The organism is Sinorhizobium alkalisoli, assembly GCF_008932245.1.
Lineage (GTDB): Bacteria > Pseudomonadota > Alphaproteobacteria > Rhizobiales > Rhizobiaceae > Sinorhizobium > Sinorhizobium alkalisoli.
Genome location: NZ_CP034909.1, coordinates 950554 through 977441 on the forward strand (window position 1 = coordinate 950554; position 26888 = coordinate 977441).

The 26888-nt window shown below is 62.2% G+C and carries 20 protein-coding genes; 11 read left to right on the top strand and 9 right to left on the bottom strand.

Annotation, left to right across the window (positions count from 1 at the left end):
* Positions 1 to 255 precede the first annotated feature (255 nt).
* The gene (locus EKH55_RS04725) at positions 256 to 600 is read left to right on the top strand and encodes a cupin domain-containing protein (RefSeq protein ID WP_151611094.1); all 345 of its coding nucleotides are present in this window, start codon (positions 256 to 258) and stop codon (positions 598 to 600) included.
* A gap of 34 nt (positions 601 to 634) precedes the next feature.
* Here the strand turns inward: EKH55_RS04725 and EKH55_RS04730 are convergent, their stop codons facing one another.
* Together EKH55_RS04730 and EKH55_RS04735 are read right to left on the bottom strand one after the other, a co-directional pair.
* Positions 635 to 1843: a right-handed parallel beta-helix repeat-containing protein gene (locus EKH55_RS04730; RefSeq protein ID WP_069460704.1), complete on the bottom strand. Its 1209-nt coding sequence runs from the start codon at positions 1841 to 1843 to the stop codon at positions 635 to 637.
* Positions 1844 to 1927: 84 nt separating this feature from the next.
* Positions 1928 to 3166 carry a cytochrome P450 gene (locus EKH55_RS04735; protein ID WP_069460705.1) on the bottom strand — a complete coding sequence of 413 codons (1239 nt, stop codon included), beginning with the start codon at positions 3164 to 3166 and terminating at the stop codon, positions 1928 to 1930.
* Positions 3167 to 3334: 168 nt separating this feature from the next.
* Here EKH55_RS04735 and EKH55_RS04740 point away from each other — a divergent pair, with 168 nt between their 5' ends.
* The 7 genes from EKH55_RS04740 (at position 3335) to EKH55_RS04770 (ending at position 14331) form a co-directional block, all read left to right on the top strand.
* Positions 3335 to 4189: an endonuclease/exonuclease/phosphatase family protein gene (locus EKH55_RS04740; RefSeq protein WP_069460706.1), complete on the top strand. Its 855-nt coding sequence runs from the start codon at positions 3335 to 3337 to the stop codon at positions 4187 to 4189.
* A gap of 132 nt (positions 4190 to 4321) precedes the next feature.
* On the top strand, positions 4322 to 5881 hold the full coding sequence (locus tag EKH55_RS04745) for a phospholipase D family protein (protein WP_069460707.1): 1560 nt from the start codon (positions 4322 to 4324) through the stop codon (positions 5879 to 5881).
* A 312-nt stretch (positions 5882 to 6193) separates the two neighbouring features.
* Positions 6194 to 6826, top strand: coding sequence for an ATP-dependent Clp endopeptidase proteolytic subunit ClpP (clpP, locus tag EKH55_RS04750; protein WP_069460708.1), 633 nt, complete (start codon positions 6194 to 6196; stop codon positions 6824 to 6826).
* Positions 6827 to 7206: 380 nt separating this feature from the next.
* Complete coding sequence (gene clpX, locus EKH55_RS04755) at positions 7207 to 8484, top strand: ATP-dependent Clp protease ATP-binding subunit ClpX (RefSeq protein ID WP_018239383.1); 1278 nt, start codon at positions 7207 to 7209, stop codon at positions 8482 to 8484.
* Positions 8485 to 8922: 438 nt separating this feature from the next.
* On the top strand, positions 8923 to 11343 hold the full coding sequence (gene lon, locus EKH55_RS04760; protein ID WP_069460709.1) for an endopeptidase La: 2421 nt from the start codon (positions 8923 to 8925) through the stop codon (positions 11341 to 11343).
* Between the two features lie 220 nt (positions 11344 to 11563).
* Complete coding sequence (gene hupB, locus EKH55_RS04765) at positions 11564 to 11836, top strand: DNA-binding protein HupB (protein WP_069460710.1); 273 nt, start codon at positions 11564 to 11566, stop codon at positions 11834 to 11836.
* Between the two features lie 299 nt (positions 11837 to 12135).
* Entirely contained in the window at positions 12136 to 14331 is a 2196-nt protein-coding gene (locus tag EKH55_RS04770; RefSeq protein ID WP_069460711.1) for an esterase-like activity of phytase family protein, read from the top strand.
* Between the two features lie 107 nt (positions 14332 to 14438).
* On the opposite strand, the gene EKH55_RS04775 is transcribed toward EKH55_RS04770, so the two are convergent.
* Positions 14439 to 14912, bottom strand: a complete 474-nt coding sequence (locus EKH55_RS04775) for a MarR family winged helix-turn-helix transcriptional regulator (protein WP_069460858.1) — start codon at positions 14910 to 14912, stop codon at positions 14439 to 14441.
* A 180-nt stretch (positions 14913 to 15092) separates the two neighbouring features.
* Positions 15093 to 16916: a HAMP domain-containing methyl-accepting chemotaxis protein gene (locus EKH55_RS04780; RefSeq protein WP_192803748.1), complete on the bottom strand. Its 1824-nt coding sequence runs from the start codon at positions 16914 to 16916 to the stop codon at positions 15093 to 15095.
* 248 nt (positions 16917 to 17164) lie between these two features.
* Between EKH55_RS04780 and EKH55_RS04785 the strand changes: the two genes are divergently transcribed.
* From EKH55_RS04785 to EKH55_RS04795, 3 genes are all read left to right on the top strand, one after another.
* Positions 17165 to 18451 carry a metallophosphoesterase family protein gene (locus tag EKH55_RS04785; protein ID WP_069460713.1) on the top strand — a complete coding sequence of 429 codons (1287 nt, stop codon included), beginning with the start codon at positions 17165 to 17167 and terminating at the stop codon, positions 18449 to 18451.
* Positions 18451 to 21912 (top strand): ATP-binding protein, encoded by a 3462-nt coding sequence (locus EKH55_RS04790; protein WP_151611095.1) that lies wholly within the window; start codon positions 18451 to 18453, stop codon positions 21910 to 21912. Before EKH55_RS04785 ends, EKH55_RS04790 begins: the two co-directional genes overlap by 1 nt.
* 135 nt (positions 21913 to 22047) lie before the next feature.
* Positions 22048 to 22446: a (R)-mandelonitrile lyase gene (locus tag EKH55_RS04795; protein ID WP_069460715.1), complete on the top strand. Its 399-nt coding sequence runs from the start codon at positions 22048 to 22050 to the stop codon at positions 22444 to 22446.
* A 66-nt stretch (positions 22447 to 22512) separates the two neighbouring features.
* Here the strand turns inward: EKH55_RS04795 and EKH55_RS04800 are convergent, their stop codons facing one another.
* From EKH55_RS04800 to EKH55_RS04820, 5 genes are read right to left on the bottom strand one after another with little or no spacing between them, the layout of a single operon-like run.
* Positions 22513 to 23181: a L,D-transpeptidase gene (locus EKH55_RS04800; RefSeq protein ID WP_069460716.1), complete on the bottom strand. Its 669-nt coding sequence runs from the start codon at positions 23179 to 23181 to the stop codon at positions 22513 to 22515.
* A 28-nt stretch (positions 23182 to 23209) separates the two neighbouring features.
* Positions 23210 to 24247, bottom strand: coding sequence for an EscU/YscU/HrcU family type III secretion system export apparatus switch protein (locus EKH55_RS04805; protein ID WP_151611096.1), 1038 nt, complete (start codon positions 24245 to 24247; stop codon positions 23210 to 23212).
* Positions 24244 to 25095: a tetratricopeptide repeat protein gene (locus tag EKH55_RS04810; protein ID WP_151611097.1), complete on the bottom strand. Its 852-nt coding sequence runs from the start codon at positions 25093 to 25095 to the stop codon at positions 24244 to 24246. The genes EKH55_RS04805 and EKH55_RS04810 overlap by 4 nt, the downstream gene beginning before the upstream one ends.
* The gene (locus EKH55_RS04815) at positions 25092 to 25502 is read right to left on the bottom strand and encodes a hypothetical protein (protein WP_225190719.1); all 411 of its coding nucleotides are present in this window, start codon (positions 25500 to 25502) and stop codon (positions 25092 to 25094) included. Before EKH55_RS04815 ends, EKH55_RS04810 begins: the two co-directional genes overlap by 4 nt.
* 22 nt (positions 25503 to 25524) lie before the next feature.
* Positions 25525 to 26868: a type II and III secretion system protein family protein gene (locus EKH55_RS04820; protein ID WP_151611098.1), complete on the bottom strand. Its 1344-nt coding sequence runs from the start codon at positions 26866 to 26868 to the stop codon at positions 25525 to 25527.
* Between the last annotated feature and the right edge of the window lie 20 nt (positions 26869 to 26888).

Sequence of the window (26888 nt, forward strand, 5' to 3'; positions counted from 1 at the left end):
CAGGTCCAGCGCGGCGTAAGCCACATCTGTCATGAATTCCCTTGGAAATGCAGGGGCTTGCCGTACGGTTGCAGAGTTGGTCAATGGTATGCGATGTAGATGCCGCACCTGATCACGGGTATCTGAGGAATCGACCAATGGTATCTGAAGCCGGTTTCAGAAAAACTGAATGTTTTCAATTCGGCGCTTGTCAGAGGTATGTGACGAACCACATCTGAAGCCAAGGGCCAAGGAATTGCAGCAAGGAGGTGCCTCATGAGCCACATGCTGAGATTTGATCCGGTTACGGCCGAAGCGGAGATCGGCGCTCCGGCGCCCGATCGGCTGATTTCAGGAACGCCTGAATTCCGCACCTGGAACATCGAGGAAGCGCCCGGGGGGCTTTATGCCGGCATCTGGGAATCGACGCCCGGAAAATGGCGGGTCATCTATGAAGAATGGGAGTATTTCCACATCCTCTCCGGCTATTCGATCGTGACTGAGGAAGGCGGCGAGGCCGTTCATCTGCGGCCCGGCCACCGCATGGTCCTGCGGCCCGGCTTCAACGGAACATGGGAAGTCGTGGAAACGACCCGCAAGGACTACGTCGTCCGGCTTTAGGCAGAGCCTACCAACGCTCGCGTTTTTGCCCAGCTCACCAGCCGCCGCTCCCGATATTGCCGCTGACCTCGTTGCTCGGATCATCGTTCCGGATCAGGCTTGCCGAGCCACCGTCCAGCCGGTTGTTGCGCACCACATTATTCTCGGCGAAATCGAGATTGCTAGCGCTGCTTCCGAAGGGATAGGCGGGATCCTTGAAGCAATAGCTGCTCGAGCCATTGCGCGAGTTCAGCCATACGGCCGGCCTTGCGAGGAACGATGAGCGGTAGCGGAACGTATTACCGACGATCTGGTTGAATTGCGGCTTCTGATGCCGGATCACGCCCCCTTCGCCGCAATTGCGATAGACGAAGACGCCACCATTGTCTGTGTGCTCGAATGTGTTGTTGGTGATCCTGTTCCCGGCCGAACCGTCGATGGCGATCAGTTCTCGCTTCTCCGTGGTCAAGCCGAAGACGTTGTTGCTGATCGTGTTGTTGGCGGACTCGGCGTCCAGGTAGACGGCGACGGCCGTCGAACGGCCATTGACCTTGGAATTCACGAGCGCCGCATTGGTTACACCGGGTCCGACATAAAAGGGAATGCCGTCCGGCGCGTCGAAGGTCACGTTCTCCAGGCGCACATTCCTTGGCGCCGAGGCCTGGGCGAAGGCCGTGTGGTCACGGTTGCGGGACGACAGCTTCATCGTCTCACCATTGGCGTTCTCGCCAAGCCCGTAAAGCCGCACGAAGCCCTTGATCCGGCAGTTGCGAATGGTCACGGAGGACGGTGCGTCCCACGCGCCGGCCGCCGACTTCCTGGAGCGGACCGCAATGGCGGTCTTCTCCTTACGCGATTGGCCGGCACTCACGTCAAGCAGTCCGCCGCCGCAGTCGAGAACGGAACCGGAGGCAGCACTGCCTTCGAAGACGACCGGATGCGTGATGACGTCTGATGAGGACAGGCGAAGGCTGCAGGCAAGCGTGACGGCGTCGGTACCCGGCGTCTTGAGCTTAGCCTGCATGTCCGCATCGCAGGCCGGCTTCTCCACCACGTCTTCGACCGGTGGCGCTGTGGGAGGCGTAGGTCTGGACGGCTCCGTCGGCTGGGAGGGCGTGTTTGGCTGGGACTGGTCCGGCCGTTGCTGGACGGGATATCCGGGCGCGCCCCTGAGAGCCGTGTCGGCAACCGTGGCGAGGTCGCTCTGGCAGCCGCTGAGGGCGAGGCCGACGGCGATCAGGCTCGTGAACATCGTTGGCTGCATTGGCAGGGCTCTCCTCGCGATTCCATCAAGAAGGCATAGGACGCCATGCTTAACGGATTGTGAAGCGCTTCCGGGCCTATTGCATTACCAGACGAGATCCAGCCGTTCCAAGCCGTGGAAGTGGAAGCTGTCCTTGACCGGCGGCTCATCTTTCAGCCGAATGCCCGGCAGCCGCCGAAAGAGGATCGGCAGCGCAATGTTGAGTTCCAGCCGGGCGAGCGGCGCACCGATGCAGAAGTGCAGGCCCGCGCCGAAGGAGACGTTGGCGCCTTCATCGCGGTCGGGCTTGAACGTGTCGGGTGCGGAGAATTTGCGCGGGTCGACGTTCGCAGCGCCGAGCATCAGCCCGATCCTGTCGCCCTTCTTCAGCGCAATGCCGTCCTCGAGCTCGATGTCGCAGAGCGCATAACGCTGAAAGATGTGCAGGGGGGCTGCGAAACGCAGGCACTCCTCGACGGTGCGCTGCGTCGTTTCCTCACTAACGAAAAGCTCGGTGGCGGAAAGGCCGGACTTGAGGATGGTGCGCACGGCGTTGCCGATCTGGTGCACCGTCGCCTCGTGGCCTGCATTCAGAAGCAGGACGGTCGTCGAGACCAATTCGGCCTCGGAGAGTCGCTCGCCGTCCTTCTCGGAGGTGATCATATGGGTGAGCAGATCGTCCGCCGGCGCTGCACGTTTCCCGGCGATGATGCCCTTGAGGTATTCGGCGAATTCCGCGGAAGCACGGTTGGCGTCAAGCTCCGTCTCGACGCTCGGATTGAACACATACATCTTTACCATCCGGTGCGACCAGTCGAGCAGCCGAGGGGCCGCCTCGAAGGGGATCCCGAGCATTCGTGCGATGATGGTGACTGGGATCGTTTCCGCATAGGTCTTCAGCAGTTCGACCTCGCCATCCTTTTCGAATGTGTCGATGACCGCATGCGAGAGCGCTTCGATCTCCGGTCTCAGCTGCTCGATCTGACGGGAAACGAAGGCGCGGTTGACCAGCGTTCGCAGTCGGGTATGCGCCGGCGGTTCCAATTCGAGCAGCGAATGCGCCTCCAGCGCATCGAAATCCTTGAGATGCGGCTTCGGCTCGGCAAGGCCGAGTTCCTCGCGCGTCGCGACATGAAGGATCTGGCGGCCGAAGCGGCGGTCGCGCAGCAGCGCGTTCACCTGCTCGTAGCCCGCAAAGCACCACTGCCGCGGCTCCTCCCAGAAAAAGGCGGGGCATTCCGCATGGAGCGCGGCATAGGCGGGAAGCGGATTGCGGTAGAAATCGGGATCGCGAACGTCGAGGCGAACGCGCCGGGCGGCGCCGTCTATGGAGATTGGTGTCATGATTTCGTCTCTTGATGCATGTCATAGATCTCTATTGCGCCGGACGACGTTGCCGCAAGAGCAATCGGCGAGCAGCGTTGGTAGAAGCGAGGCGGGCACAAAGTCGACTTTTTTGGGTGGCACTGACCAACTTATTTGCGCATGATGCGGCAGCAAGCAAGGAACGCCATGGCGAGATCGCAAGGTACACTGTCCGCGGGGATCATGGCAGCGATCCGCAAGCGGCGGCCGACCGTCGTCAATCGCGACGCGGCGGTGAGCCGCGGCGACATCGTAATTGCATCCTACAACATCCATAAATGCGTCGGCATCGACGGCCGCTTCGATCCGACGCGGACCGCCCAGGTCATCGCCGAACTTGGAGCGGATATCGTGGCCCTGCAGGAGGCCGATCAGAGATTCGGCGAACGCGCCGGCCTACTCGATCTCGATCACCTGCGTCGGGAAGCACATCTCGTTTCGGTGCCGATCTCTCCATTTTCTGAAAAAGGCCATGGCTGGCATGGCAATGTCCTTTTGCTCAGGGAAGGGGCCGTTTCCGCTGTGCGGCAGCTGAACCTCCCCGGCGTCGAGCCGCGCGGCGCGCTCGTCGTCGATCTTGACCTCCAGGTCGGACCGTTGAGGGTGATCGCCGCCCATCTCGGCCTGCTCCGCCACTCCCGTGCGCGACAGGCCGAAACGATCATGCAGGTCGCCGCCGACGGCGGCGATCGGCCGACCCTCCTGATCGGCGATCTCAACGAGTGGCGGATGGGCAAGCGCTCGTCCTTACGATTCCTGCACCCCCTCTTCGACCCCTCCCACGGGACCGTCGCAAGCTTTCCGTCGCGTTTCCCGCTCTTTCCGCTCGACCGGGTCCTCGGCAACCCCCACCAACTCGTGACCTCCGTGGCGGTGCACGACACGCCGCTTGCGCGGGTGGCCTCCGATCACCTGCCGGTCAAGGCATCCATCGACCTGAAGGCCGCCATCAAGGACGAGGACGGACGCCACGCGGGGCTCCTCGGCGTGGAGCCCGTGTAAAGAATGCCACCACGTCTGTGCGCAGATCGGAGAGGGTTCAGGGGTAAACTCGCGGGATGGAGTCCCATGGTGGCACTTGCATGTCTCCTTCGATCAAGGTCGATTAATGGAGACATGTGGTAGGCGGCAGGCATGTTGTCGTGGATTGCGCTCTTCCTCACCGTCCTTTTCGCGCTGCTCGCGGCGGCGACAGTCTACGTGTACGGTGTGTTCGGCCGTCGCCCCCATGCGCTGCCTTCCTTTGCCCTGCCGATTGCCGGCGAGGAGACGGAAATCGACAGGGGCGTTGCCTCGCTCATGTCCGACGGCTTGCCTCAAAGCGCGATAGCCCTGGTGTCTGACAATATCGAAGCCTTTGTCGTACGGGCCCATTCGGCCCGCCGGGCCGGGCGCAGCCTCGACCTGCAATATTATTACTGGAAGGACGATCTGACCGGTCTCCTGCTGACGCGCGAGATCATCGAGGCGGCGGATCGTGGTGTGCGCGTTCGCCTGCTGCTCGACGATATCAATGCCGGGATCCATGACCGCCTCTGCATCTCGCTCGACGCTCACCCGAATGTCGAGGTACGCCTCTTCAATCCGAGCCGCGCAAGGGTTGACCGCTTCCGTCGCGGCTTCGAAATGGCGGTTCGTGCATTCAGCGCGACGCGGCGGATGCATAACAAGCTGTGGCTAGCGGATGGGCGCCTGGCGATTTCCGGCGGCCGAAACATCGGCGACGCCTATTTCGACGCGGCGGAACTCTCCAATTTCCGCGATCTGGATGTCTGGATGACGGGGGCAGTGGTCGACCAGGTGACGGAAATGTTCGACCAATACTGGAACAGCTCTTCCGTTCTGCCGATCGCAGCGCTGAGAACGCCGCGCAAAGCTTATCTGCCGGCGCTCCGCGAGACGCTCGAAGCGCTGGCGCGCACCGCTGGCGCCCGCTTCTACCTGGAAAAGGTCGACAATGCGGAGGCCGGTCCGGGTCTCTATTGCGGCAGTCGAACTCTCCACCGCTGCGAAGGCGTTCGCGTGGCCTTCGATCCGCCGGAAAAGGCGCTGATGCAGAAGCGGCAGAATTGGCTCCTGCGGGAGCTCTTTCCGCTGATAAAGGCGGCCGAGCGCGACCTGCGCATCATATCGCCCTACTTCATTCCGGGTGCTGAGGGTACGCGCGAACTGACTGCGCTCGCGGCGAAGGGCGTGAAGGTGGCGGTCCTGACCAATTCGCTTGCGGCGACCGATGTAGCGGCCGTTCATGGCGGATACATGAAATACCGCATTGGCGTGCTTCGCGGCGGCGCCGATATTTACGAACTCAAGGCGTCCGGCGATTTTCTCGACCATCACCGCATGTCGCTGTTCGGCGCGCGCAATGCGAGCCTCCACACCAAGGCGTTTCTCGTCGACGGCTTGACGGGCTATGTGGGCTCGATGAATTTCGACCCGCGATCCGCGTCCCTCAACACGGAGATGGGGGTCATCTTCTCGGACCGGGCGCTTGCCGCCGAACTAGAAACGATCTTCGACGAAGAGACATCGCCGGAGCGCAGCTACAGGCTGCTTCTGGAAGGCGGACGGCCCGTTTGGCGCGACCGCACGAATGGTGTGGCTCGGCTGCTCAGGCACGAGCCCGAGGCATCCCTGTTCCGCCGGCTCATCGCGGGCGCGATCCGTTATCTGCCGTTGGAATCACAGCTTTGAGGTGCGCCATGCTCTGGCCGTTGATCGCCCCTGCTGCCGGTCGAATTTACGGGTCGTTTACCGCACAATCGCGAATGCCTGTGCGCAAGGCGCCAATGGATGCGCGTGCCGAGGCAGCCGTTGGAAAAATGTTCTATCGGCAGGGGCGCGCGGCCAATGAAAAGCTTTGGGCCCGGCAGCCGCGACCTTTAAGCTTATCGAGCGCTCGCGACTTGAAGTGAAGGGCATTGACACTCTATGTAAGGGGCCGAGGCTTATCCGATGATTCCCGGTCCGCGAAGGGATTGCGGGCCCGACTGATGAAGGTTCGATATGAGAAATCCAGTTGATACGGCCATGGCGCTGGTGCCGATGGTTGTCGAGCAGACCAACCGCGGCGAACGGTCGTATGACATCTATTCGCGGCTGCTCAAGGAGCGCATCATTTTCCTGACGGGCCCGGTCGAAGATCACATGGCGACGCTTGTCTGCGCGCAGTTACTTTTCCTCGAGGCGGAAAACCCGAAGAAGGAGATCGCGCTCTACATCAATTCACCCGGGGGCGTCGTGACGGCCGGCATGGCCATTTATGACACTATGCAGTTCATCAAGCCGGCGGTTTCTACACTCTGCATCGGTCAGGCGGCGTCGATGGGTTCGCTGCTCTTGGCCGCTGGCCACAAGGACATGCGCTTCGCGACGCCGAACTCGCGCATCATGGTTCACCAGCCGTCGGGCGGCTTTCAGGGGCAGGCCTCCGACATCGAGCGGCATGCGCGCGACATCCTCAAGATGAAGCGCAGACTGAACGAAGTTTATGTCAGGCATTGCGGTCGTACCTATGAAGAGGTGGAACAGACTCTTGACCGCGATCATTTCATGAGTGCCGACGAGGCTTTAGACTGGGGTTTGATCGACAAGGTGATCACGTCTCGAGAAGCCGCCGAAGGCGGCGAAACGGCTTGAAGTCGAAATTTTGGTCCGCACAGATGCGATTGTGACGCATTTGTAACGGCGAAGGGCTTTATCGGTAGGGTAAAGCCGCTAATATGAGCCGAAATGCTGTGCTGCTTCATGTCCCTCGACCCGATTAAAGGGCGAAAGACATGCGGCAATCGAAGGTGCTACATCGGCCTTTGCGTGTTTGATAAGACGCGCGAGCGCTGCAGGTTTCTAGGTGCAGCGTTATGAGTGGGGAGACTCGTTGCAGCCGAAGGTCGGGCAGTTTGCCTGAACGGTGTGTACTCCCCGGGGACGTCGTGCGGGCGATGAGGGCTCGCGCAAGGCGATTTGAGTAGTCCGTGATATCTTTCCGAAGGTGTCCGGCGTGCTGGAAGGAAGTGAAAATGAGCAAGGTCAGCGGTAGCAACGGCGGTGACTCGAAAAATACCCTCTATTGTTCGTTTTGCGGCAAGAGCCAGCATGAAGTTCGCAAACTGATTGCCGGACCCACCGTATTCATCTGCGATGAATGCGTGGAACTCTGCATGGACATCATCCGCGAAGAGAACAAGACCTCGATGGTCAAGTCTCGCGATGGCGTGCCGACCCCCCAGGAGATCATCAAGGTCCTCGACGAGTATGTCATCGGCCAGCAGCAGGCCAAGCGGATCCTGTCGGTTGCCGTGCACAACCATTACAAGCGCCTTGCGCATGCTGCCAAGAGCAGCGACGTCGAGTTGGCAAAGTCGAACATCATGCTCGTCGGGCCGACCGGTTGCGGCAAGACCTATCTGGCGCAGACGCTGGCCCGGATCATCGACGTTCCCTTCACCATGGCCGACGCCACGACCCTGACCGAAGCCGGCTATGTCGGCGAGGACGTCGAGAACATCATCCTGAAGCTGCTCCAGGCTGCCGACTACAATGTCGAGCGCGCGCAGCGCGGCATCGTCTACATCGACGAGGTCGACAAGATCTCTCGCAAGTCTGACAACCCGTCGATCACCCGCGACGTCTCGGGCGAGGGCGTGCAGCAGGCGTTGCTCAAGATCATGGAAGGCACCGTTGCCTCGGTGCCGCCGCAGGGCGGCCGCAAGCACCCGCAGCAGGAATTCCTGCAGGTGGATACGACCAACATCCTCTTCATCTGCGGCGGTGCCTTTGCTGGTCTCGACAAGATCATTTCCGCCCGCGGTGAAAAGACCTCGATCGGCTTCGGGGCCACCGTTCGTGCGCCGGAAGACCGCCGCGTGGGCGAGGTCCTGCGTGACCTGGAGCCGGAAGATCTGGTCAAGTTCGGCCTCATTCCGGAATTCATCGGCCGTCTGCCGGTGCTGGCGACGCTTGAGGACCTCGACGAGGACGCTCTGATCCAGATCCTGTCGGAGCCGAAGAACGCGCTCGTGAAGCAGTACCAGCGGCTGTTCGAGATGGAAGACGTCGAACTGACCTTCCACGAGGACGCGCTCAGGGAAATCGCCCGGCGGGCGATCGTCCGCAAGACCGGCGCCCGCGGCCTGCGTTCAATCATGGAGAAGATCCTGCTCGACACCATGTTCGAGTTGCCGACGCTCGAGGGCGTTCGCGAGGTCGTCATTTCGGACGAGGTCGTCAAGGGCACGGCGCGGCCGCTCTACATCTATTCGGACCGCTCCGAGGAAAAGACCAACGTCTCGGCTTGACGGCGTTGCTCCCGTCACTGAAAAGCCCGCATGTGCGGGCTTCTTCACGAGATTCATGACCGAGCGCCAGGTTGGCCGAACCGGGGCCGAGATCACCCCGCGCCGAGGCCCATTTCTGATTTTTGGCGTGTTTTCTCCCCATTTTTGAACAATTTCGGGCGCAAAATCATTGTCGTCAAGCGAAACGATTATTGCTAAACCTCCACGACGACGCGATGATGTGACGATTCAATGAAGCCGGTTGCAGTGCACCGGTCCCCGTGTCGTAAGGTCCGCAACAGCATTTCAGCGTAGGGCGGAATTCTCATGGAAGCGAGATTGCACCTGGGCTTGAAAAGGCATCTTCCGCACTCCACTTTCACGTGGACAATGTGATGGCCGGGAGTGCTGCCAAGGCTCCCGGGAACGGGCCCGAAATCGGGACGGAAAGGAAATGACATGACGAACAAAACGTCTCCGGCGACTGAAAGCGCGACCTATCCGGTTCTGCCGCTGCGTGACATCGTGGTATTCCCGCACATGATCGTGCCGCTCTTCGTCGGTCGCGAAAAATCGATCCGCGCGCTCGAAGAAGTCATGGGTACCGACAAGCAGATCATGCTGGCGACCCAGATCAACGCGACGGACGACGACCCGGAACCTTCCGCGATCTACAAGGTGGGAACGGTCGCCAATGTCCTGCAACTGTTGAAACTACCCGACGGTACCGTGAAGGTCCTCGTCGAAGGGCGCGCGCGCGCTGAGATCGATCGCTATACGGAGCGCGACGATTTCTACGAAGCGGTGGCGCATGTGCTCCACGAACCGGAAGAAGATCCGGTCGAGATCGAGGCGCTGAGCCGCTCGGTCGTGTCGGAATTCGAAAGCTACGTGAAGCTGAACAAGAAGATTTCTCCGGAAGTCGTCGGCGTCGCAAGCCAGATCGACGACTACTCGAAGCTCGCCGACACGGTGGCCTCGCACCTCTCGATCAAGATTGTCGAGAAGCAGGAGATGCTGGAGACGACCAGCGTCAAGATGCGGCTCGAAAAGGCACTCGGCTTCATGGAAGGCGAGATCTCCGTGCTGCAGGTCGAGAAGCGCATCCGCTCGCGCGTCAAGCGCCAGATGGAGAAAACGCAGCGCGAATACTATCTCAACGAGCAGATGAAGGCGATCCAGAAGGAACTGGGCGACAGTGAGGACGGCCGCGACGAAATGGCCGAAATCGAAGAGCGCATCTCCAAGACCAAGCTTTCCAAGGAAGCGCGCGAGAAGGCTGACGCGGAGTTGAAGAAACTGCGCCAGATGAGCCCGATGTCCGCGGAAGCGACGGTCGTGCGAAACTATCTGGACTGGCTCTTGGGCCTGCCCTGGGGCAAGAAGTCCAAGATCAAGACCGACCTCAATCACGCCGAGAAGGTGCTAGACACCGATCATTTCGGTCTCGACAAGGTCAAGGAGCGCATCGTCGAATATCTGGCTGTGCAGGCCCGTTCCGCGAAGATCAAGGGCCCTATCCTGTGCCTTGTCGGCCCTCCGGGCGTCGGTAAGACCTCGCTTGCCAAGTCGATCGCCAAGGCCACCGGCCGCGAATATATCCGCATGGCCCTCGGCGGGGTGCGCGACGAAGCCGAAATTCGCGGTCACCGTCGGACTTATATTGGCTCCATGCCCGGCAAGGTCGTGCAGTCGATGAAGAAGGCCAAGAAGTCGAACCCGCTGTTCCTGCTCGACGAGATCGACAAGATGGGCCAGGACTTCCGCGGTGATCCGTCTTCGGCGCTGCTGGAAGTGCTCGATCCGGAACAGAACTCGACCTTCATGGATCACTATCTCGAGGTCGAATACGACCTGTCGAACGTGATGTTCATCACCACGGCGAACACGCTGAACATTCCGCCGCCGTTGATGGACCGCATGGAAGTCATCCGCATCGCCGGCTACACCGAAGAGGAAAAGCTGGAGATCGCCAAGCGGCACCTGCTGCCGAAGGCGATCCGCGATCACGCGCTGCAGCCTAACGAGTTCTCCGTCACGGATGGCGCACTGATGGCGGTTATCCAGACCTATACGCGGGAGGCGGGTGTCCGCAACTTTGAGCGCGAGCTGATGAAGCTTGCGCGCAAGGCGGTGACCGAGATCCTCAAGGGCAGGACCAATAAGGTCGAGGTGACGGCGGCAAACGTCCACGACTATCTTGGCGTGCCGCGCTATCGCCACGGCGAGGCCGAGCGCGACGATCAGGTCGGCGTGGTCACCGGTCTCGCCTGGACCGAGGTCGGCGGCGAGCTTTTGACGATCGAAGGCGTGATGATGCCGGGCAAGGGCCGCATGACGGTCACCGGCAACTTGCGTGAGGTCATGAAGGAATCGATTTCGGCGGCGGCATCCTATGTCCGCTCGCGCGCGATCGATTTCGGCATCGAGCCGCCGCTCTTCGACAAACGCGACATCCACGTCCATGTGCCGGAAGGCGCGACGCCGAAGGATGGTCCGTCGGCAGGTGTCGCTATGGCGACGGCAATCGTCTCGGTCATGACCGGCATCCCGATCTCCAAGGATGTGGCGATGACCGGCGAGATCACGCTGCGTGGTCGCGTCCTGCCAATCGGGGGCCTCAAGGAGAAGCTGTTGGCGGCTCTGCGCGGCGGCATCAAGAAGGTGTTGATCCCTGAAGAGAACGCCAAGGACCTCGCCGAGATCCCGGACAACGTGAAGAACAGCCTTGAAATCATCCCGGTGTCGCGGATGGGAGAGGTGCTTGAACACGCTCTGACCGGGCGCCCTGAGCCGATCGAATGGGATGCGTCGAACGAGGCAGCTTCGATTACTCCGGTCGATTCGCAAGACGAGGCGGGGGCGTCGATCGCCCACTGAAGACGTCGAAGCGGCACGGGAGTGTGTCCCGGGTGGCGCAGTTTGACCAAAAAATCAAAAAAGACCGGCATTTCGCCGGTCTTTTTTGTTGTAAAGCAGCCTGCAAGCCTTGCAATCCAAGGGATTAGGCGCAATTGGGAATGGCAAGACGTGGGTGATGCACATGCCGCCCCGGCTTAAGAACACAGTCGTTTCGAACCAGTATGAAAGGGGTGGAAACATGAACAAAAATGAGCTCGTGTCTGCTGTCGCCGAGAAGGCCGGTCTTTCCAAGGCCGATGCGTCTTCTGCAGTTGATGCAGTTTTTGAGACCATCCAGCGCGAACTGAAGAACGGCGGCGACATCCGCCTCGTCGGCTTCGGCAACTTCTCCGTGACTCGCCGCGAAGCCTCCAAGGGCCGCAACCCGTCCACAGGTGCGGAAGTTGACATCCCGGCTCGCAACGTGCCGAAGTTCACGGCCGGCAAGGGCCTCAAGGACGCTGTCAACTAATCGGGCGGTTCGGGTTCCGACGGAACCCGGCGACCGCCGGTGGGCATTCACGCTTGGTGGCTGCCGATTGCGGGCCCAGACAGGTTCATGTTCCCTTGCCGTTTGCGCCGCTTTGCGAAGCGCGTGCAGGCAGATCGATTTGAGGCCCGGCCCAGCCGGGCCTCTTTTCAACTTCCTCCGCTGTCATCGGACTGTAACAGCGCGGTTGCAATAACCTCCCATCCGGGGCGTCAGGCAACCGGCCGATTCCGGATGCCACAGCGGCGCGAATGCTCGAGCGCCGCGATAAGGAGGGACACATGAAAGCATTTTCCATCACCGCAGCATTGGCCGCAGCCCTTGCCGCATCCACGACATCCGCCGTTCAGGCCGAACAGGTCTTCAATCGCATCGCATCCTTTCCCGTTGCCGACAATCTCCCCGAGGGTGCCGAGCGGAAGGCGCCCACCTCGGCGGAAATCATCACGGCGAGCGAGGACGGCAACACCCTCATCTATTCCGACAGCCCCGGCAAGCGCATCGGCTTCATCGACATTGCCGATGCCAAGGCGCCGAAGGCCGGCGGCATCGTCGCCTTCGATGGTGAGCCGACATCCGTCGCGACAGCCGGCGCAAAAGTGCTCGTCGCCGTCAACACGCGCGAAAGCTTCACCAATCCCTCCGGCCTGCTTGCCGTGGTCGATGTCGCCACGAAGAAGGTGGATGCCACCTGCGATCTCGGCGGCCAGCCGGACTCGGTGGCGGTCAACAAGGACGGGACGCTCGCCGCGGTCGCGATCGAGAATGAGCGCGACGAGGAATTCAATGATGGCCAGATGCCGCAGATGCCGGCGGGCGATCTCGTGATCCTGTCGCTGAAGGACGGGGTTGCGGACTGCGCGACGATCAAACACGTGGCGCTGATCGGCCTCGCGGAGATTGCCGGTGATGATCCGGAACCGGAATTCGTCGCCTTCAACAGCAAGGACGAGATTGCGCTGACGCTGCAGGAGAACAATCATATCGTCATCCTCGACGGCAAGTCCGGCACGGTGAAGACGCATTTCTCCGCCGGAGCCGTCGATCTCAAGAACATCGACACCAAGCGTGACGGCGCAATCTCATTCACGGGTGAGCAGGCCGGCCGCAAGCGCGAGCCGGATGCGGTGAAGTGGCTCGACGACGAGCGGATCGTGGTGGCCAATGAGGGTGACTACGAGGGCGGCGCCCGCGGCTTCACGATCTTCGACACAACGGGCAAGGTGCTCTTTGAATCTGGCCCGAGCTTCGAATATGCGATCGCCTCGATCGGCCACTATCCGGAGAAGCGCTCGTCGGCCAAGGGTGTCGAACCGGAAGGCCTCGAAGCGGCGCATTTCGGCGACGACGACCTCTTCTTCGTGCTTTCGGAACGCGCTTCGATCGCCGGTGTCTACAAGGATACCGGGGCTGAGCCTGAACTTCTCCAACTTCTGCCGTCCGGCATCTCGCCCGAGGGCGTCATTGCCATACCGGGCCGCAATCTGCTGGCGACCGCCAACGAGCTCGACCTCATCGAGGATGGCGGCGCCCGGGCGCATGTCATGATTTACGAGCGCGGGGAAGGCGAAGCCGCCTATCCGCAGATACGCTCCGCGGAAAGGGACGGCCTGCCGATCGGCTTCAGTGCGCTCTCGGGCCTTGCCCCCGCCGCGGACAAGCCGGGCTTCCTGTACGCGGTCAATGATTCCTTCTACTCGTCGCAGCCGACGATCTTCACGATCGACGCCACGCAGAAGCCGGCGGTGATCACCGAAGCACGACCGATCACCCGGGACGGCGCACCCGCCCAGAAGCTCGATATCGAAGCCATCGCCAACGATGGAGAGGGCGGCTTCTGGCTTGCCTCCGAAGGCAATTCAGACAAGCATTACAGCCATGCGATTCTCCATGTGAACAAGAAGGGCGAGATCAAGCAGGAGATCGCGCTTCCGGAGGAACTGCGTGCCAATGAGATTCGCTTCGGCTTCGAAGGGATTGCGGCCCTCGGCAAAAGTGACGACCAGACGCTCTGGATGGCGGTCCAGCGCGAGTGGAAGGATGACGAAGAAGGCTTCGTCAAGCTCGTCTCCTATAAGCCGGCAACCAAGGAGTGGGGTGCCGTGCGCTACCCGCTCAACAAGTCCGAGGAAGGCTGGGTCGGTCTCTCGGAAATCGCCCTCCATGGCGAATACGCCTATGTCATCGAGCGCGACAATCTGATCGGCGAAGCGGCGAAGATCAAGAAGCTCTACCGTGTTCCCCTCGCCGACTTGAAGCCTGCGGCACTCGGCGGCGAATTGCCGGTGGTGAGGAAGGAAGAGGTGCGCGATCTCATTCCGGACTTGAAGGCGCTGAATGGCTATGTGGTCGACAAGGTCGAGGGTTTCGCGATCGATGCGGCCGGCAACGGCTATGTCGTGACGGACAATGATGGCGTCGACGACTCCTCGGGCGAAACCCTGTTCTTCTCCATCGGTGCCATCGACGCGATGTAAGCGTCAGCTCGGGAGAAACGAAAGAGGCCGGGACATGACGTCCCGGCCTCTTCCGATTCGTGAACGCACCTATGGCGCCATGCTCGGATTAAGCGAACATGCCGCGTTCACCGCGCGGCGGCGATCTCCTGATCCTCCGCCGCTTCCTTGCGCTTGCGGATCTCGTCGGTCTTCACGACGAGCTTGCTGACGATCTCGAAGAGTTGGTCGAGTTGATCGTCGTCGAGTGCTGAGAAGATTTCCTCAAGCAACTGCTTGCGCGGATGCTCCGCCGCCTCGAGCACGGCCCGGCCCGTATCGGTGATGGAAACGATCTTGGCGCGGCGGTCTTCCGGGTCGGGCTTGCGCATCACCAGCCGGTCGCGCTCCAGGCCGTCGATCGCCTCGGTGACGGTGCGCGGCGCGAAATTCAGGGCGCAGGCGATGTCGGTCGATCGGCAGGGCCCGAGTTTGCTCAGGAAGAACAGGAACTTGCTTCGGGCAAGCGAGACGCCTTCCTCCGTCATCGACTCGTTCACCAGACGATGAATGCGATGATAGAGCTCGAACAGCTTGTCGGAAACTTCGAATGTGTTCTTCATGACCATCATGGTTGTATGTTGAGGGGCCATGTCAAATGGCAGCAACCCTATTGATAGTGACAATCGCCATGCTTGTCGACAAAAACCCGGTAATTCTTAAGGAGAACACCGGCAGTTGCAAAAGCAACGGCCCCGCCTGCGGGGCCGTTGCCGATATGGGAGGTAAGCCGCTGCGGTCTGCTATGCGGCGGGACGCGACCCGTAGCCATGACCTGCGATTTCGGCCAGTGTGAAGCGGCCGATCAGGTCGTGCAGGCGGCTGGCCTCCTGCGCCAACGTTGCGCTCGCGGCATTGGCCTCTTCGACCATTGCGGCGTTCTGTTGCGTAACCTGGTCCATCTGATTGACGGCGGTGTTTACCTCCGAAAGCCCGGCGGACTGCTCCCGGGCCGAAACGGCGATGGCATCCATATGTTCGTTGATGGTTACGATGAAGCCTTCTATGGTGCGCAAGGCCTCGCCCGTTTCGCGCACGAGCCGGACGCCGCTTTCGACTTCGCTCGCCGAATTGCGGATCAGTTCCTTGATCTCCTTGGCGGCATTGGCCGAACGCTGTGCGAGCTCGCGCACCTCCTGCGCGACCACCGCGAAACCCTTGCCGGCTTCGCCGGCACGCGCGGCTTCGACGCCGGCATTGAGCGCCAGGAGGTTCGTCTGGAAGGCGATCTCGTCGATGACGCCGATGATATTCGAGATCTGGCTGGAGGAATGCTCAATGCGGCCCATGGCATCGATTGCTCCGGAAACGATCGCGCCGGACTTGTGAGCGCTCTCGTTCGCCTGGGCGGCGATCGTCCGGGCTTCGTTGGTGCGCTTGGAGGAGTTCGCGACGTTGACGGTGATCTCGTCGAGTGCGGCGGCCGTTTCTTCGAGCGACGCCGCCTGCTGTTCCGTGCGCCGCGAGAGGTCATCGGCGCTGTGGCTGACTTCACGCGCGCCGCCGTCGATGCTGCTTGAGCTGACTGAAACGGCCGCGAGCGTCTCGGCGAGCTGGGCGACCGCCTGGTTCAGGTCGTGCCTGAGCTGCTCGAAATCGGGCGCAAAGGGCTCGGTGAGCTGGAAGGCCAGATCGCCGGAGGCAAGCCGCTGCAAGCCGTTCGCAAGGCCGGCCGTGGCTTCTCGGAGGCGCTGCTGTGCCGCTGCCTCGGCGTCGCGGGTCGTCCTTTCGCGTTCGGCCTCGGCCTCGGCGCGCTGGATGCGGGCCTCTTCCTCGAGCTTCCGATTGGTGATCGCCGCCTGGCGGAAGACCTCGACAGCGCGCGCCATCTCGCCGATCTCGTCCTTGCGGGTGCCGTAGGGAATGCTGCTTGCCGCATCCCCCTCGGCAAGCTTCGCCATAGAGCGGGTGATGATCTGGATCGGGCGGGCGACGCCACGAACGGCATAGGCGATCGACCCGAGAACGATCGCTGCTGCAAGGCTGATAACGATGGAGTCGATCGTCATGATCAGCTTGTGGGTTGCGACGCTGGCGGCGACGGCAGCTTCGGCCCCGGCAAGGTTCTGATCGAGCAACTCGCTGATTGCCACATCCACCTTCTCGCCTTCCACCCGCATGTCGACCTTGAAGATATGCTGGGCCTTCATGTTCTGGAGGTCGTTCGACTGTTTCACCATTCCGTCGGCGACTACGAGATAGGCCTTGTAGGCCGCGTGCACCTTGTCGAGCGCGGCCCTGTCGGCATCCGACGTCACCAAGGCGGCATAGTCGCCGGCGAGCTTCTCGAAGCCGCTGACGGCCTCACCGATCGCTTTTTCTGCGCCCTTCTTTTCGAAGGGCGTGAGCGAGATCAGGTGCCGGGCAAAGACGGTTCGCGTGTCTGAGAGCTGTGTCTTGAGCGCACGCGCCAGCGAAACGCGCGGTAGCCAGCTCTTGGCGATTTCGCCGTTTCGCTCGTTCATCATGCGAACGCCGTTGATGGAGGCGGCGGCGAGTGTGGCGACGATCACCGCTACAAGGACAAACAGGGCGATCAGCGTATGCGATATCTTCAGTCGGGACATGTCTCACTCCGGAACGATCCGCGGACGGTGCAATGTGTCTTCCGCCGCTTGATCGTCATGACGGAGCGGAAGCCGAAGCAGGAATCATTCCGGTGCTGCCGATGCGGGCTGCGCATCCCGACGAAAGTACCGAGCAACGCGTTACGAAACCGCTAATTGGTCGCAACACGGGCATATGTTGTGCGTTTGGTGGCGGTCGCGTCCGGCTGCCATTGACGAGCGATGGGCGCCGAAGCCATGGTCCGGCCATGCCCTTCCGATTTGTTCACACCGCCGACCTCCATCTTGATTCGCCCTTGCGCAGTCTGGCTCTCCGCAATGCCGAGCTCGCCAATCTCGTGCGAAACGCAACGCGCAATGCGCTGACCCGGATCGTCGATCTCTGCCTCGCGGAGGCCGTGGACGCGCTGTTGATCGCGGGGGATCTTTACGATGGCACCCAGACCTCGATGAACACGGCGCTTTTTCTTGCCGGGGAACTTCGCCGTCTCGATGAGGCGGGCATCCGCACCTTCGTCATCAGGGGCAATCACGACGCGCAATCGCAAGTGACGCGCGAGCTCACCCTGCCGGCCTCGGCCCACATCTTTTCCGGACGCAGCAAGCCGGTGCTCGCCAAGACCCTCGAAGACGGCAGACCCGTGCACATCCACGGCATGAGCTTTGCCGATCCGCACGCAGCGGAGAGCCTGCTGCCGTACTTCCAGGCTCCGGTGGCCGGTGCCATCAACATAGGCATGCTGCACACCAGTCTTGCCGGCTCTGCGGGACATGATCCCTACGCCCCCTGCAGCCTCGCCGATCTTGAGCGGCATGGTTTCGATTACTGGGCCCTCGGCCATATCCACCAGCGGCAGGTGCACGGCCGGAACCCTTGCATCGTCATGCCCGGAATGCCGCAGGGCCGCGACATCAACGAGGCGGGCGTGAAGGGTGTCACGCTCGTCACGATTGATGAGGATGGCGACCCGTTCCTCGACGAACGGCCGATAGGCACGGCTGTTTTCGAGCGTCTCCGCGTCGACCTGACGGGCGTTGCCGACTGGCGCGCTATGCTGGCCGAAGCAGGGCGACAACTGTCGCTGCTGCGAAACGAAGTGCCGGCGGACAACCTTATCGTTCGGGTAGGCCTCAGCGGAACGACGCCGCTCGCCTGGCGCCTGCGGCGCGATGCCGATCTTGTGGAGGCGGAGATCGCCAATCTCGCCGCGGCGCTCGGCGGCTGCTGGATCGAGAAAATCGAAATCCTGTGCCGCGAAGGCCGAAACGATGAAGGCCGCGTCGGAGCGGATCCGGTGGGCGAGCTTGCGGCACTGGTCGAGGGCGACGTTCTGCCCGCCTTCAGCTTTCGTTCCGAAATGAAGTCCGTTGCCGAGGAGCTTCTGCAGCACCTGCCGGCCGAGTTGCGCTCCCTCCTGGCGGCGGACGAACAGAGACTCGAGGAACTGGTGCGCGATGCCGCGTTTGCGGGAAGTGCCGATGTTCTCTCGCACCTTCACGGACGTAGTGCAGGTGCGGGCGAGGGCATCGACTGATGCGGCTTAATCAGCTGCACCTCGTCCGGTACGGCAAGTTTACCGAGCGGAGCCTGGACCTCGGCGGCGCAAAGCCCGGCGAACCGGATTTTCACCTCGTATACGGACCGAACGAGGCGGGCAAATCCACGCTCTTTTCCGGCTTCCTCGATCTTCTCTTCGGCATCGACCGCAAGAGCCCCTACGGTTTCCTGCACCCGTACCAGACGATGCGGATCGGCGGTCTCGTCGAGGCCGGCGGCCGCAGCCACCATGCCTATCGGGTCAAGCGCAACGCCAACAGTCTTGTCGGCCCGGACGAACAGCCTCTGCCGGACAACATCTTTTCCGCCGCGCTCGGTGCGGTCGACCGCGAGACCTATCGCATGATGTTCTCGCTCGACGACGAGAGCATCGAAGAGGGCGGCGAAGCCATCCTGAAGAGCGAGGGCGAACTGGGGGCGCTTCTGTTTTCCGCAAGCTCCGGCTTGCCGGACAGCACCGCGGCGCTCTCGAATCTCAAAGGAGAGGCCGATGCTTTCTTCCGCCCCCAGGGGCGCAAGCATGGTCTGGCTGAGCTGAAGGCGGAGCTCGATGCGCTCAAGGCGGAGCGCAAAGCGATCGATGTGAATGCCCGCGACTATACCGCGCTACGCAAGGCGCTCGCAAAAGCGCGAGACCGGCACGAGGCAGCGGCGGAGACGCGCGCCGAACTGCGCGTCATCCGGGACCAGCTCCGTGCCAAACGCGACGCCCTGCCGCTTCTTGCGCGGCTTCGCACGGCTCGCGACGAGCTCGCATGCCGGGAGCCGTTGCCGGTGCCGCCGGCGGATTGGTGGCACGAGGTGCCGAAGCTGCGCAAACGCGAGGCCGAACTCGCCGCCAGGCTGCAGCAGTTGAACGAGGACCTGGAACGCCGTCGGCAGGAGCTCGAGGCGGTGCCGCGCGACGACCAGGCGCTTGCACTCTCGGAGCGGTTCGAGGCCCTTCGCGAGGCGGCGCTCGAGGCACGCTACCTGACAGCGGCCCGCGACATGCCCTCCCGTCGCGATGAACTGGCACGGACCGTTGCGGAAATCGACGCATGCCTGATCCGTCTTGGAGAGGCGGGCAATAGCGAGCCCGCATCGCTCCTGCTGCCGGCCGCGCACGCGGCGCGGCTCCAGGAACTGGTCCACCGCCACGCCAGCCTTTCGGAAAGGCTGACGGCAACGGGTAAAGAGGCTGAGAGTGCGAGGGTCGATCGGCAGGAAGCGGAGCGCGAGCTCGCCGACGTGAAGGGTAGTGCCGCGGATCCGGCCCCGCTTGCCGATCGCTTGCATGTCCTACGCCAGACCGACTGCCATCTGCGCCGGCAGACGGCGGCACTGGAAGCGGCACGGCTGGAGACGGCACTTGAAGACGTGTTGGACGCCCTGCGGCCTTTCGCCGGCAGCGCCGACGATTTGTCGGCCCTGACGATTCCGGCGCCCGGCGTGATCGAAGCATGGCGGGCGCAAGACGCGGCCCTGTCCGAGCGCCGGCTCCGGCTCGATGACAGGATCGCGGACGAGACCGAGCGGCAGGCCGGAGATGAGGCGCGCCTCGCCGCGCTCGGCGCCGATGGCGCCGTCGTCGACGATGCGGCGGCGGGCGAGCTGCGGAGACGGCGCGATCTTGCCTGGCAGGCCCACCGCAACGGTCTCGACGCTGCGACCGCCTTGGCTTTCGAGACCGCGTTGAAGGCAGACGACGCGGCCTGCGCGCTCCGCCTGGCGCAGGCGGAGCGGGTGGCCGCAATGCGTGGACTGACGCTTGCGATCGCTGAACGGCGTGCCCGCCTGCAAGCGTTGGAAACACAGAAAGAAGCGGTGACCGCGGAGCGGCAATGCCTGAGCGCAGCCGTGGCGTCTGCCGCAGAGGGGTGCGGCTTACCTAACGGCACCATGCTGCCGCAACTGGAGGCCTGGCTCTCGGCGCGCGCGACGGCCCTGGAGCTGCGCGCGGATTTGCGGTCCGCCCGGCAGGCGCATGACGGCGCCACCGAACAGGAGAATGCGGCGCTGTGTGGTTTGGGAACCGAACTGAAACGCTTCGGCGTGGCCGAAAACCTGCCCGAGCGGTTCGACGAGCTGCTTGCCTTCGCGGAACGGCTCCTCTCCGAGGCCCAGGCGGCCTCGGCCGCGCGCGGCGCTGCCATTGCCCGCTTCCGGCGGGCGTCCGAAGCCCTGGAAAGCCGGGAGGCCGCTTTCGCCGCGGCCCAAGCGGCGATCGGCGACTGGCAGCAAGAGTGGGCCGATGCACTGGCGGAGACCTGGCTAGCCCGGAGGCGCAAACGTCCGCTGCCGCACGAGATCGGTCCGGTGCTCGCCGCGCTCCAGGACTTCGACAAGCTTATGCAGAAGAAGGGTGAGCTCGATCATCGCATAGCCAGCATGCGCCGGGACCAAACCGCATTCGCCGAGGCGGTCGCGGATATCGCCGATGCCTTGGGGCATGTCGCCGACGGCGATGTGCTGGCACGTTTTGCCGGCGTCCGCGATCGGATCTCCGCGGCAAAGCGGGGGGAGGACCGGCGCCTTACGGCCTGCGGCGACATTGCCCGCCTGGAGGAGAGCCTCAGCGCGTTGCGCGACGAGGAGCGGCTCGATTACGCGACCAGAAAGGTGGTTCTCGACTTCTTCGGCTGTCCGTCGCTCGACGTGGCCGCCTTTTGCCTGGAGGCTGTGCGCGAGCAGGAGCGGCTCCGGCAAAGATGCGCCGAGCTGGAGGACGACCTGATGACGCGTCTCGCCGCACCCGCGGTTGGCGAAGCCGAGGCTCTGCTTGCGGCGCTCGACCGGGCCGAACTCGGTGTCGAACTGGCACGTCTGGACGAGGCGATCGATGCGGCTGACCGTGACGTCAGCGAGTTACATGCGGAGGTGCGCAGCAAGGAGCGGGCGCTGGCCGAGGTGGAGGGTGGCGACAGGGCTGCCGAATTGGAGCAGCGGCAGCGGACCCTTCTTCTGGAAATCGAGAGCAAGGCGATCGGCTATCTGCGGCTGCGGGCAGGCGTGGCGGCCGCCGAGCACGCCCTCCGGCTGTTCCGCGAGCGCCACCGCAGCGCCATGATGCAGCGCGCCTCGCGCACTTTCGCGCATATTAGCGGCGGCGAGTATTCCGGCCTCTCGACGCAAGCCGACAGGGGGCAGGAGTTTCTCATTGCCAATCCGTCTGACGGCGGATCGAAGCTCGCAGCCGACCTCTCGAAAGGCACCCGTTTCCAGCTCTACCTGGCGCTCCGCATCGCCGGCTACCACGAGGTCGCGGCGGCCCGCGAGACGCTGCCCTTCATCGCCGACGATATCATGGAGACCTTCGATGACAACCGCGCCGGCCGCGCCTTCGAATTGATGGCGGAGATGGCGCGGGTCGGCCAGGTGATCTACCTGACACACCACGAACATCTTTGCGACATTGCCCGCAAAGCCTGCCCGACGGTCGAGATTCATCGGCTGTGAGGGCAGGGCGGAGGCCGCAGCTTGGATGTGCCCGACCACCCCGCCCAAAAAGGGAGTTCCAAGTGCGGACGATTGGTCATAGCGTGCGGGAACGCAGGACGAAAATGCGCCATTGCACCCAGGAGGGAATTCCGGATGGAGATCTATGAATGTGGATCAAGGCCCTCGCTGCACGGCCCGGCCGAGTATTTTCGAGGAGCCGTGCGTCAGGACCCGGGGATCGAGGCGCCGGCACCCGCACGGGTCCGCATGGTAACGGTGACCTTCGAGCCCGGCGCGCGCACAGCATGGCACACGCATCCGCTCGGACAGACCCTGGTCGTCACCGCCGGCCGTGGCCTCGCACAAAGCTGGGGCGGGCCTCTGCGCGAGATCCGCGCCGGCGACGTCGTCTGGTTTCCGCCGGGCGAGAAACACTGGCACGGCGCCGCCGCCGAGACCGCGATGACCCACATCGCCATCCAGGAAGTGCTCGACGGCAAGGCGGTGGACTGGCTCGAGCATGTGACGGACGAGCAATATCGCGGAGGGTGAGCGGAGCGGCCACCCCATGTGTGCACTGGCAAATGGAGCATCTCGCTTCCACCACTTGCCAAGAAACTAGAGGACGACGACTTTGGCCCCGATCCTCACCCTTTCATAGAGGTCAATGACGTCCTCATTCGACATGCGAAAGCAGCCTGACGATGAGGCGCGGCCGACGCTTTCTGGCTCGTTCGAACCATGGATGCGATAGAGAGTGTTGCCGAGGTAGAGAGCCCGCGCACCGAGCGGATTGTCGGGCCCGCCTACCATATGAGCGGGCAGGTCTGGTCTTCGGGCGCGCATGCCTGCGGGTGGGCGCCAATCCGGCCAGGAACGCTTGGCGGTCACCATCTCAGTTCCATGCCAGCCATAGCCTTCACGGCCGACGCCCACGCTGTAGCGAATGGCCGTTCCGCCCGGCTCAATGTAATAGAGAGCATATGCGGTCGTGTCGATGACCACCGTGCCGGGAGCTTCCGCTGTGCCATAAGCCACCCTATGCCTCGGCACGAAGGCGGTTGTCTCGCGGTAAAGATATTTTTCGCGGTACTGTCGCGGCGGGTGGGCGGGCAGCGACATCAGAAACTCGATGTAGCCCCCTTCGATCCAGACCCGCTTGTTTTTCTTGTCCAACAACGGCGGCGAAGGCTGCTCGGCATACACGTGACCGGCCACCGCCAATGAAAGTGCGGTCAAGATCAGCGGACCCAAGACACGCCTCGCCAGTGTTCGCAAATCGGGCATGTGAAGCTCTCCATCGACATTGAGGCGCTCAAATCAAACCGTTGGCTACCAGGGCATTCGCTACCTGCTGGAAAAGACGGTCTGGAACCGGTGCCCCGATGGGCGTGTTTTCGAGATCGGCGGCCAGAGCCGCATCGACTGTCAACGGAATGCCCTTTTCCCTGGCCTGATCTCGCATCGATGACCCGGCCGCGCCGGCAGCACGGCAGACGATCAGCGGAACGGGTGTTTCGCCGCGGACATACCGGATCCCGACCACTCCCGACCGCGCGTCGCCGATCAACAGTACGGCATTGGCAAGACCGGTTTTGCTCATGCCGAGCAGGCGCGCGAGTTTGCGGCGCTCCTGCCTCATGAGCGGATCGCCTTCCGTATCCTTGTGCTCACGTTTACTCTCGGACTTCGTCATGCGCATTTCGCGCAGGAATAACCAGCGTTGCAGAAAGACATCGAAAGTGCCCATGACGATGAAGGCGGCGATTGCGATAAAGGCCGTGGTCTTGAGCATGGTGAGGGCGAGTGCGTGCAGGCACAGGAAGCCGCATGTCGGCGCTTGGAACAAGGCCTTGAGACCCGCATAGAAGACCACGGAAAAGGCAACCGAAAGCGCCAGGATCTTGAACAGAGCCTTGCCGAACTCGACGACGCTTTTCAGCGAGGTCAGGCGCTTCAAACCCGTCGCCGGATTGATGCGGCTGAAATCCGGTTCGACGGGTTTTCCGGAGAATACGAATCCTCTGGTGATCGCGACATTGGTGGCCAGAGCCGCGACGATCGTTATTCCGAGGATGGGCAGCACCGTGGTCCAGAGGGCGTCGACAGCGACAGTGCTCAGTCGGTACCAGACACTCGTGAACGGACGCTCGTAGATATGCGACGCCTCGTCGAGCAAGATGTCGATCTTCACCCGCAGACGCGGAGCGACATAGAAGAGATAAAGGGTGCAGAAGAGAATGACGATGCCCGAGACCATGTCCGGGCTGTGAAGGACCTGGCCTTTCTTGCGGGCATCCCGGATCTTCTTCTCAGAAGCCGGAAGGGATTTCTCTTCGCTTGTCTCGCTCATGTCACGTCATCTTTGGACGATGCCAAGAGGCCTATCTCCTGAGCGCGCTTGGCAGGATCCGAAATTGACCGCAATTTCGCAGCTTTCGCCAGAATTTGGTTCTTCTGCTTGGCCGACATGTCGGGCACGTCGAAGGCGCGTGCCTTCTCCGTCTCGCCGGCCATCGCGAGCACGATCAAATAATTGAGGAAGTGCCGTTTTTGCGCGAGCGGTGACCCGACCACGCTGCTCATATGGGTCACGGCCCGTGGTAGATCGTTCGAAAGTGCCTCGGCTAATGCCAGATTGGTTGTTGTGTCCAGATTGGCGGGTTGGAGCGACAGGGCTTTGGAAAAGGCCTCTTCTGCCCCCGCGCCATTGCCGCTGAAGACGAGGGCGGTTCCCAGTCGATTGTAGGCGACGACGGAGTTCAGCGCCTGCGCCGCCGGGGCGAGGGTCCGCGCGGCTGACTGGGCTTCGCCTTTGCGCAATTGCGCGGTACCCAGCCCGAGCAGCGCCTGCGCGTCGTTGGGGTTTATCTGCAGGGCCGTGCGGAAAGCCTCTTCCGCACCCTCCACATCGCCAGCCTTAAGGCGCGCATTGCCGACGCGCACGCGCAGCGACACGTCGCTCGGCGCATTGTCGGCGGCGCGCTCGAAAAGCGCGAGGGCCGTCGCACTTTCCCCTTTGGCCTCGATGCTCTCAGCAATGCTGAGCAACTTCGTCTGCTCGCTCGACGATTTCTCCATTTCTTTTTCGGCAGCCGTCGTCGTGCATGAGGAAAGTGCAAGCAATGCAATGAGAGCGGCAATGCTCCTCTTTTTGCCGACCCCATGCAAGCGGAATTGTAGGAAGGAACGTGGCGTCATTCTTCACCTGTAGTGTTTGTCACCGCGCGGCGCCTGCGGCCCTCCTCGCTGTATCCGTCGAGATAGTTCTTGGCGGCGCGCGCTACCGGAGCAGCCATTGCCGGACCCATCTGGCGGCCCTGGATGAGATCTCCCTGGTTCTGTGCCATGAACTGCAGATTGAGGTTGTTGGCGCAGCCGGACGGCAGGTAGAGCGGCTGATCGGCAGTGTCGGGGGTGATGCAGGCGTCGGGTACCAGAACCTGACTCTCCGCCTCGTCATAGCCCTTGCGTACGATGCCGGCTTTCGCCGGTGCCCCGCGCATCGAAACATAGCTGTAGTTCGGAGAATAGGGCTGTGGATGTGAACCACTGCAGGCGACCGCGGTGAGCGATAGGGCCACTGCCAGCACGAGACGGGCCTCCACCGCACCACTCCTTTCTGGACGATCATTCCACATAAAAGCCGTATCCTTTGTTGACGACGGGCTTGTTCTTGTTTCGCGGCGAGGTAATGGCACCGGAGGGACTGTCCAGCGGCGTTTTCATCTTTCGTTCGGAGGTTGGCGAGACCAGATACGGCGTGATCAGGATGACAAGTTCGGTCTCGTTGCGCTGGAACCGCTTGGACTTGAACAGTTCTCCGAGAATCGGGACGTCGCCGACGACAGGGGTCTTGTTCAGCGTCTGCGATTCCTGCCGCTGGAATAGACCTGCAATTGCAAAGGTCTGGCCGCTGCCGACCTCGACCGTCGTGTCAGCCCGGCGAATTCGCAAGGACGGCACCACAAGTCCGCCGATTGAAACCACACTGTCCTGGGAAACGCTGCTGACTTCCGGGCGCACCTGCAGCGCGATGCGGTTGTTTGGCAGGAGTGTCGGCGTGAACTGGAGCGAGACGCCGAACTGCTTGTATTCTATACCGATCTGGTCGTTACCGACTGGCACCGGCACCGGAATTTCACCTCCGGCGAGGAAGCTGGCGGTTTGGCCGGTGACGGCGGTTATGTTCGGCTCCGCCAAAATCGTCAATATTCCGTTCGCCTGGAGCGCGTCCAACAGCACGTTGACGTTCACATGATCGCCCCTGGCGCCAATAGAGATGCCGGTATCGTCCTCATTGCTGGCGCCTCCAGTCCGGACGATGCCGAAGGAGAATGAGCCGCTGTTGACGAAGACACTCCAATCGATGCCGAAGCGCGTCAGCTCGTTGCGGGCGACTTCGGCAAAGCGTACGCGAATATTGACCTGGTTGGTCCCGGCAATCGTCGTGTTGTTGAGCGCCGGCTTGTCCGGGGTGGAGTAGCTCTCGAGGACATTTTCCATGTCCATCGCTTCGCCAACATTGCGGGTCTGCCCGGTGCCGACATATTGACCGCCGAAAAGGCTTATGTCGACTTTAGTGGTTGGCTGTAGCGCTAGAGCCGATTGCTCCGCGGCGCGCGGGTTTCCGCTGACGCGGACCTGCACGGTGCCGCGTGTGCTTTGATCGGCGCTCAAGGCAATCAGATTCGTGTCGCCTATTTTCGTTGCGTAGATATAGACCACGCCCGGTGAGACGACGCGCACGTCGGCGATTGCCGTATCCGCGAGAAAAACCGACTCGACCGGTTCGTCGAAACGCAGGATCTGACCCTGTCCAACGGTGAGTTCGAGCACCTGGCCGTTGATGGCGTCGACCTTTACCTGCGCATTCACCGGCGGCGCGAGAACGCCGGACGAAAGCATCAACATCAGGATGAATGTAATCAGTTCCCCTGCGGCAATCGCGCGAAAACTTCGCAAGCTCAGCATTCCATTTCCTATTCGTTCCC

What these genes read in the sequence shown, in the direction of transcription:
- EKH55_RS04725 (WP_151611094.1), top strand. Translation starts at nt 256, where the DNA reads ATGAGCCACATGCTGAGATTTGATCCGGTTACGGCCGAAGCGGAGATC.
- EKH55_RS04730 (WP_069460704.1), bottom strand. Translation starts at nt 1,843, where the DNA reads ATGCAGCCAACGATGTTCACGAGCCTGATCGCCGTCGGCCTCGCCCTC.
- EKH55_RS04735 (WP_069460705.1), bottom strand. Translation starts at nt 3,166, where the DNA reads ATGACACCAATCTCCATAGACGGCGCCGCCCGGCGCGTTCGCCTCGAC.
- EKH55_RS04740 (WP_069460706.1), top strand. Translation starts at nt 3,335, where the DNA reads ATGGCGAGATCGCAAGGTACACTGTCCGCGGGGATCATGGCAGCGATC.
- EKH55_RS04745 (WP_069460707.1), top strand. Translation starts at nt 4,322, where the DNA reads ATGTTGTCGTGGATTGCGCTCTTCCTCACCGTCCTTTTCGCGCTGCTC.
- clpP (WP_069460708.1), top strand. Translation starts at nt 6,194, where the DNA reads ATGAGAAATCCAGTTGATACGGCCATGGCGCTGGTGCCGATGGTTGTC.
- clpX (WP_018239383.1), top strand. Translation starts at nt 7,207, where the DNA reads ATGAGCAAGGTCAGCGGTAGCAACGGCGGTGACTCGAAAAATACCCTC.
- lon (WP_069460709.1), top strand. Translation starts at nt 8,923, where the DNA reads ATGACGAACAAAACGTCTCCGGCGACTGAAAGCGCGACCTATCCGGTT.
- hupB (WP_069460710.1), top strand. Translation starts at nt 11,564, where the DNA reads ATGAACAAAAATGAGCTCGTGTCTGCTGTCGCCGAGAAGGCCGGTCTT.
- EKH55_RS04770 (WP_069460711.1), top strand. Translation starts at nt 12,136, where the DNA reads ATGAAAGCATTTTCCATCACCGCAGCATTGGCCGCAGCCCTTGCCGCA.
- EKH55_RS04775 (WP_069460858.1), bottom strand. Translation starts at nt 14,912, where the DNA reads ATGAAGAACACATTCGAAGTTTCCGACAAGCTGTTCGAGCTCTATCAT.
- EKH55_RS04780 (WP_192803748.1), bottom strand. Translation starts at nt 16,916, where the DNA reads ATGTCCCGACTGAAGATATCGCATACGCTGATCGCCCTGTTTGTCCTT.
- EKH55_RS04785 (WP_069460713.1), top strand. Translation starts at nt 17,165, where the DNA reads ATGCCCTTCCGATTTGTTCACACCGCCGACCTCCATCTTGATTCGCCC.
- EKH55_RS04790 (WP_151611095.1), top strand. Translation starts at nt 18,451, where the DNA reads ATGCGGCTTAATCAGCTGCACCTCGTCCGGTACGGCAAGTTTACCGAG.
- EKH55_RS04795 (WP_069460715.1), top strand. Translation starts at nt 22,048, where the DNA reads ATGGAGATCTATGAATGTGGATCAAGGCCCTCGCTGCACGGCCCGGCC.
- EKH55_RS04800 (WP_069460716.1), bottom strand. Translation starts at nt 23,181, where the DNA reads ATGCCCGATTTGCGAACACTGGCGAGGCGTGTCTTGGGTCCGCTGATC.
- EKH55_RS04805 (WP_151611096.1), bottom strand. Translation starts at nt 24,247, where the DNA reads ATGAGCGAGACAAGCGAAGAGAAATCCCTTCCGGCTTCTGAGAAGAAG.
- EKH55_RS04810 (WP_151611097.1), bottom strand. Translation starts at nt 25,095, where the DNA reads ATGACGCCACGTTCCTTCCTACAATTCCGCTTGCATGGGGTCGGCAAA.
- EKH55_RS04820 (WP_151611098.1), bottom strand. Translation starts at nt 26,868, where the DNA reads ATGCTGAGCTTGCGAAGTTTTCGCGCGATTGCCGCAGGGGAACTGATT.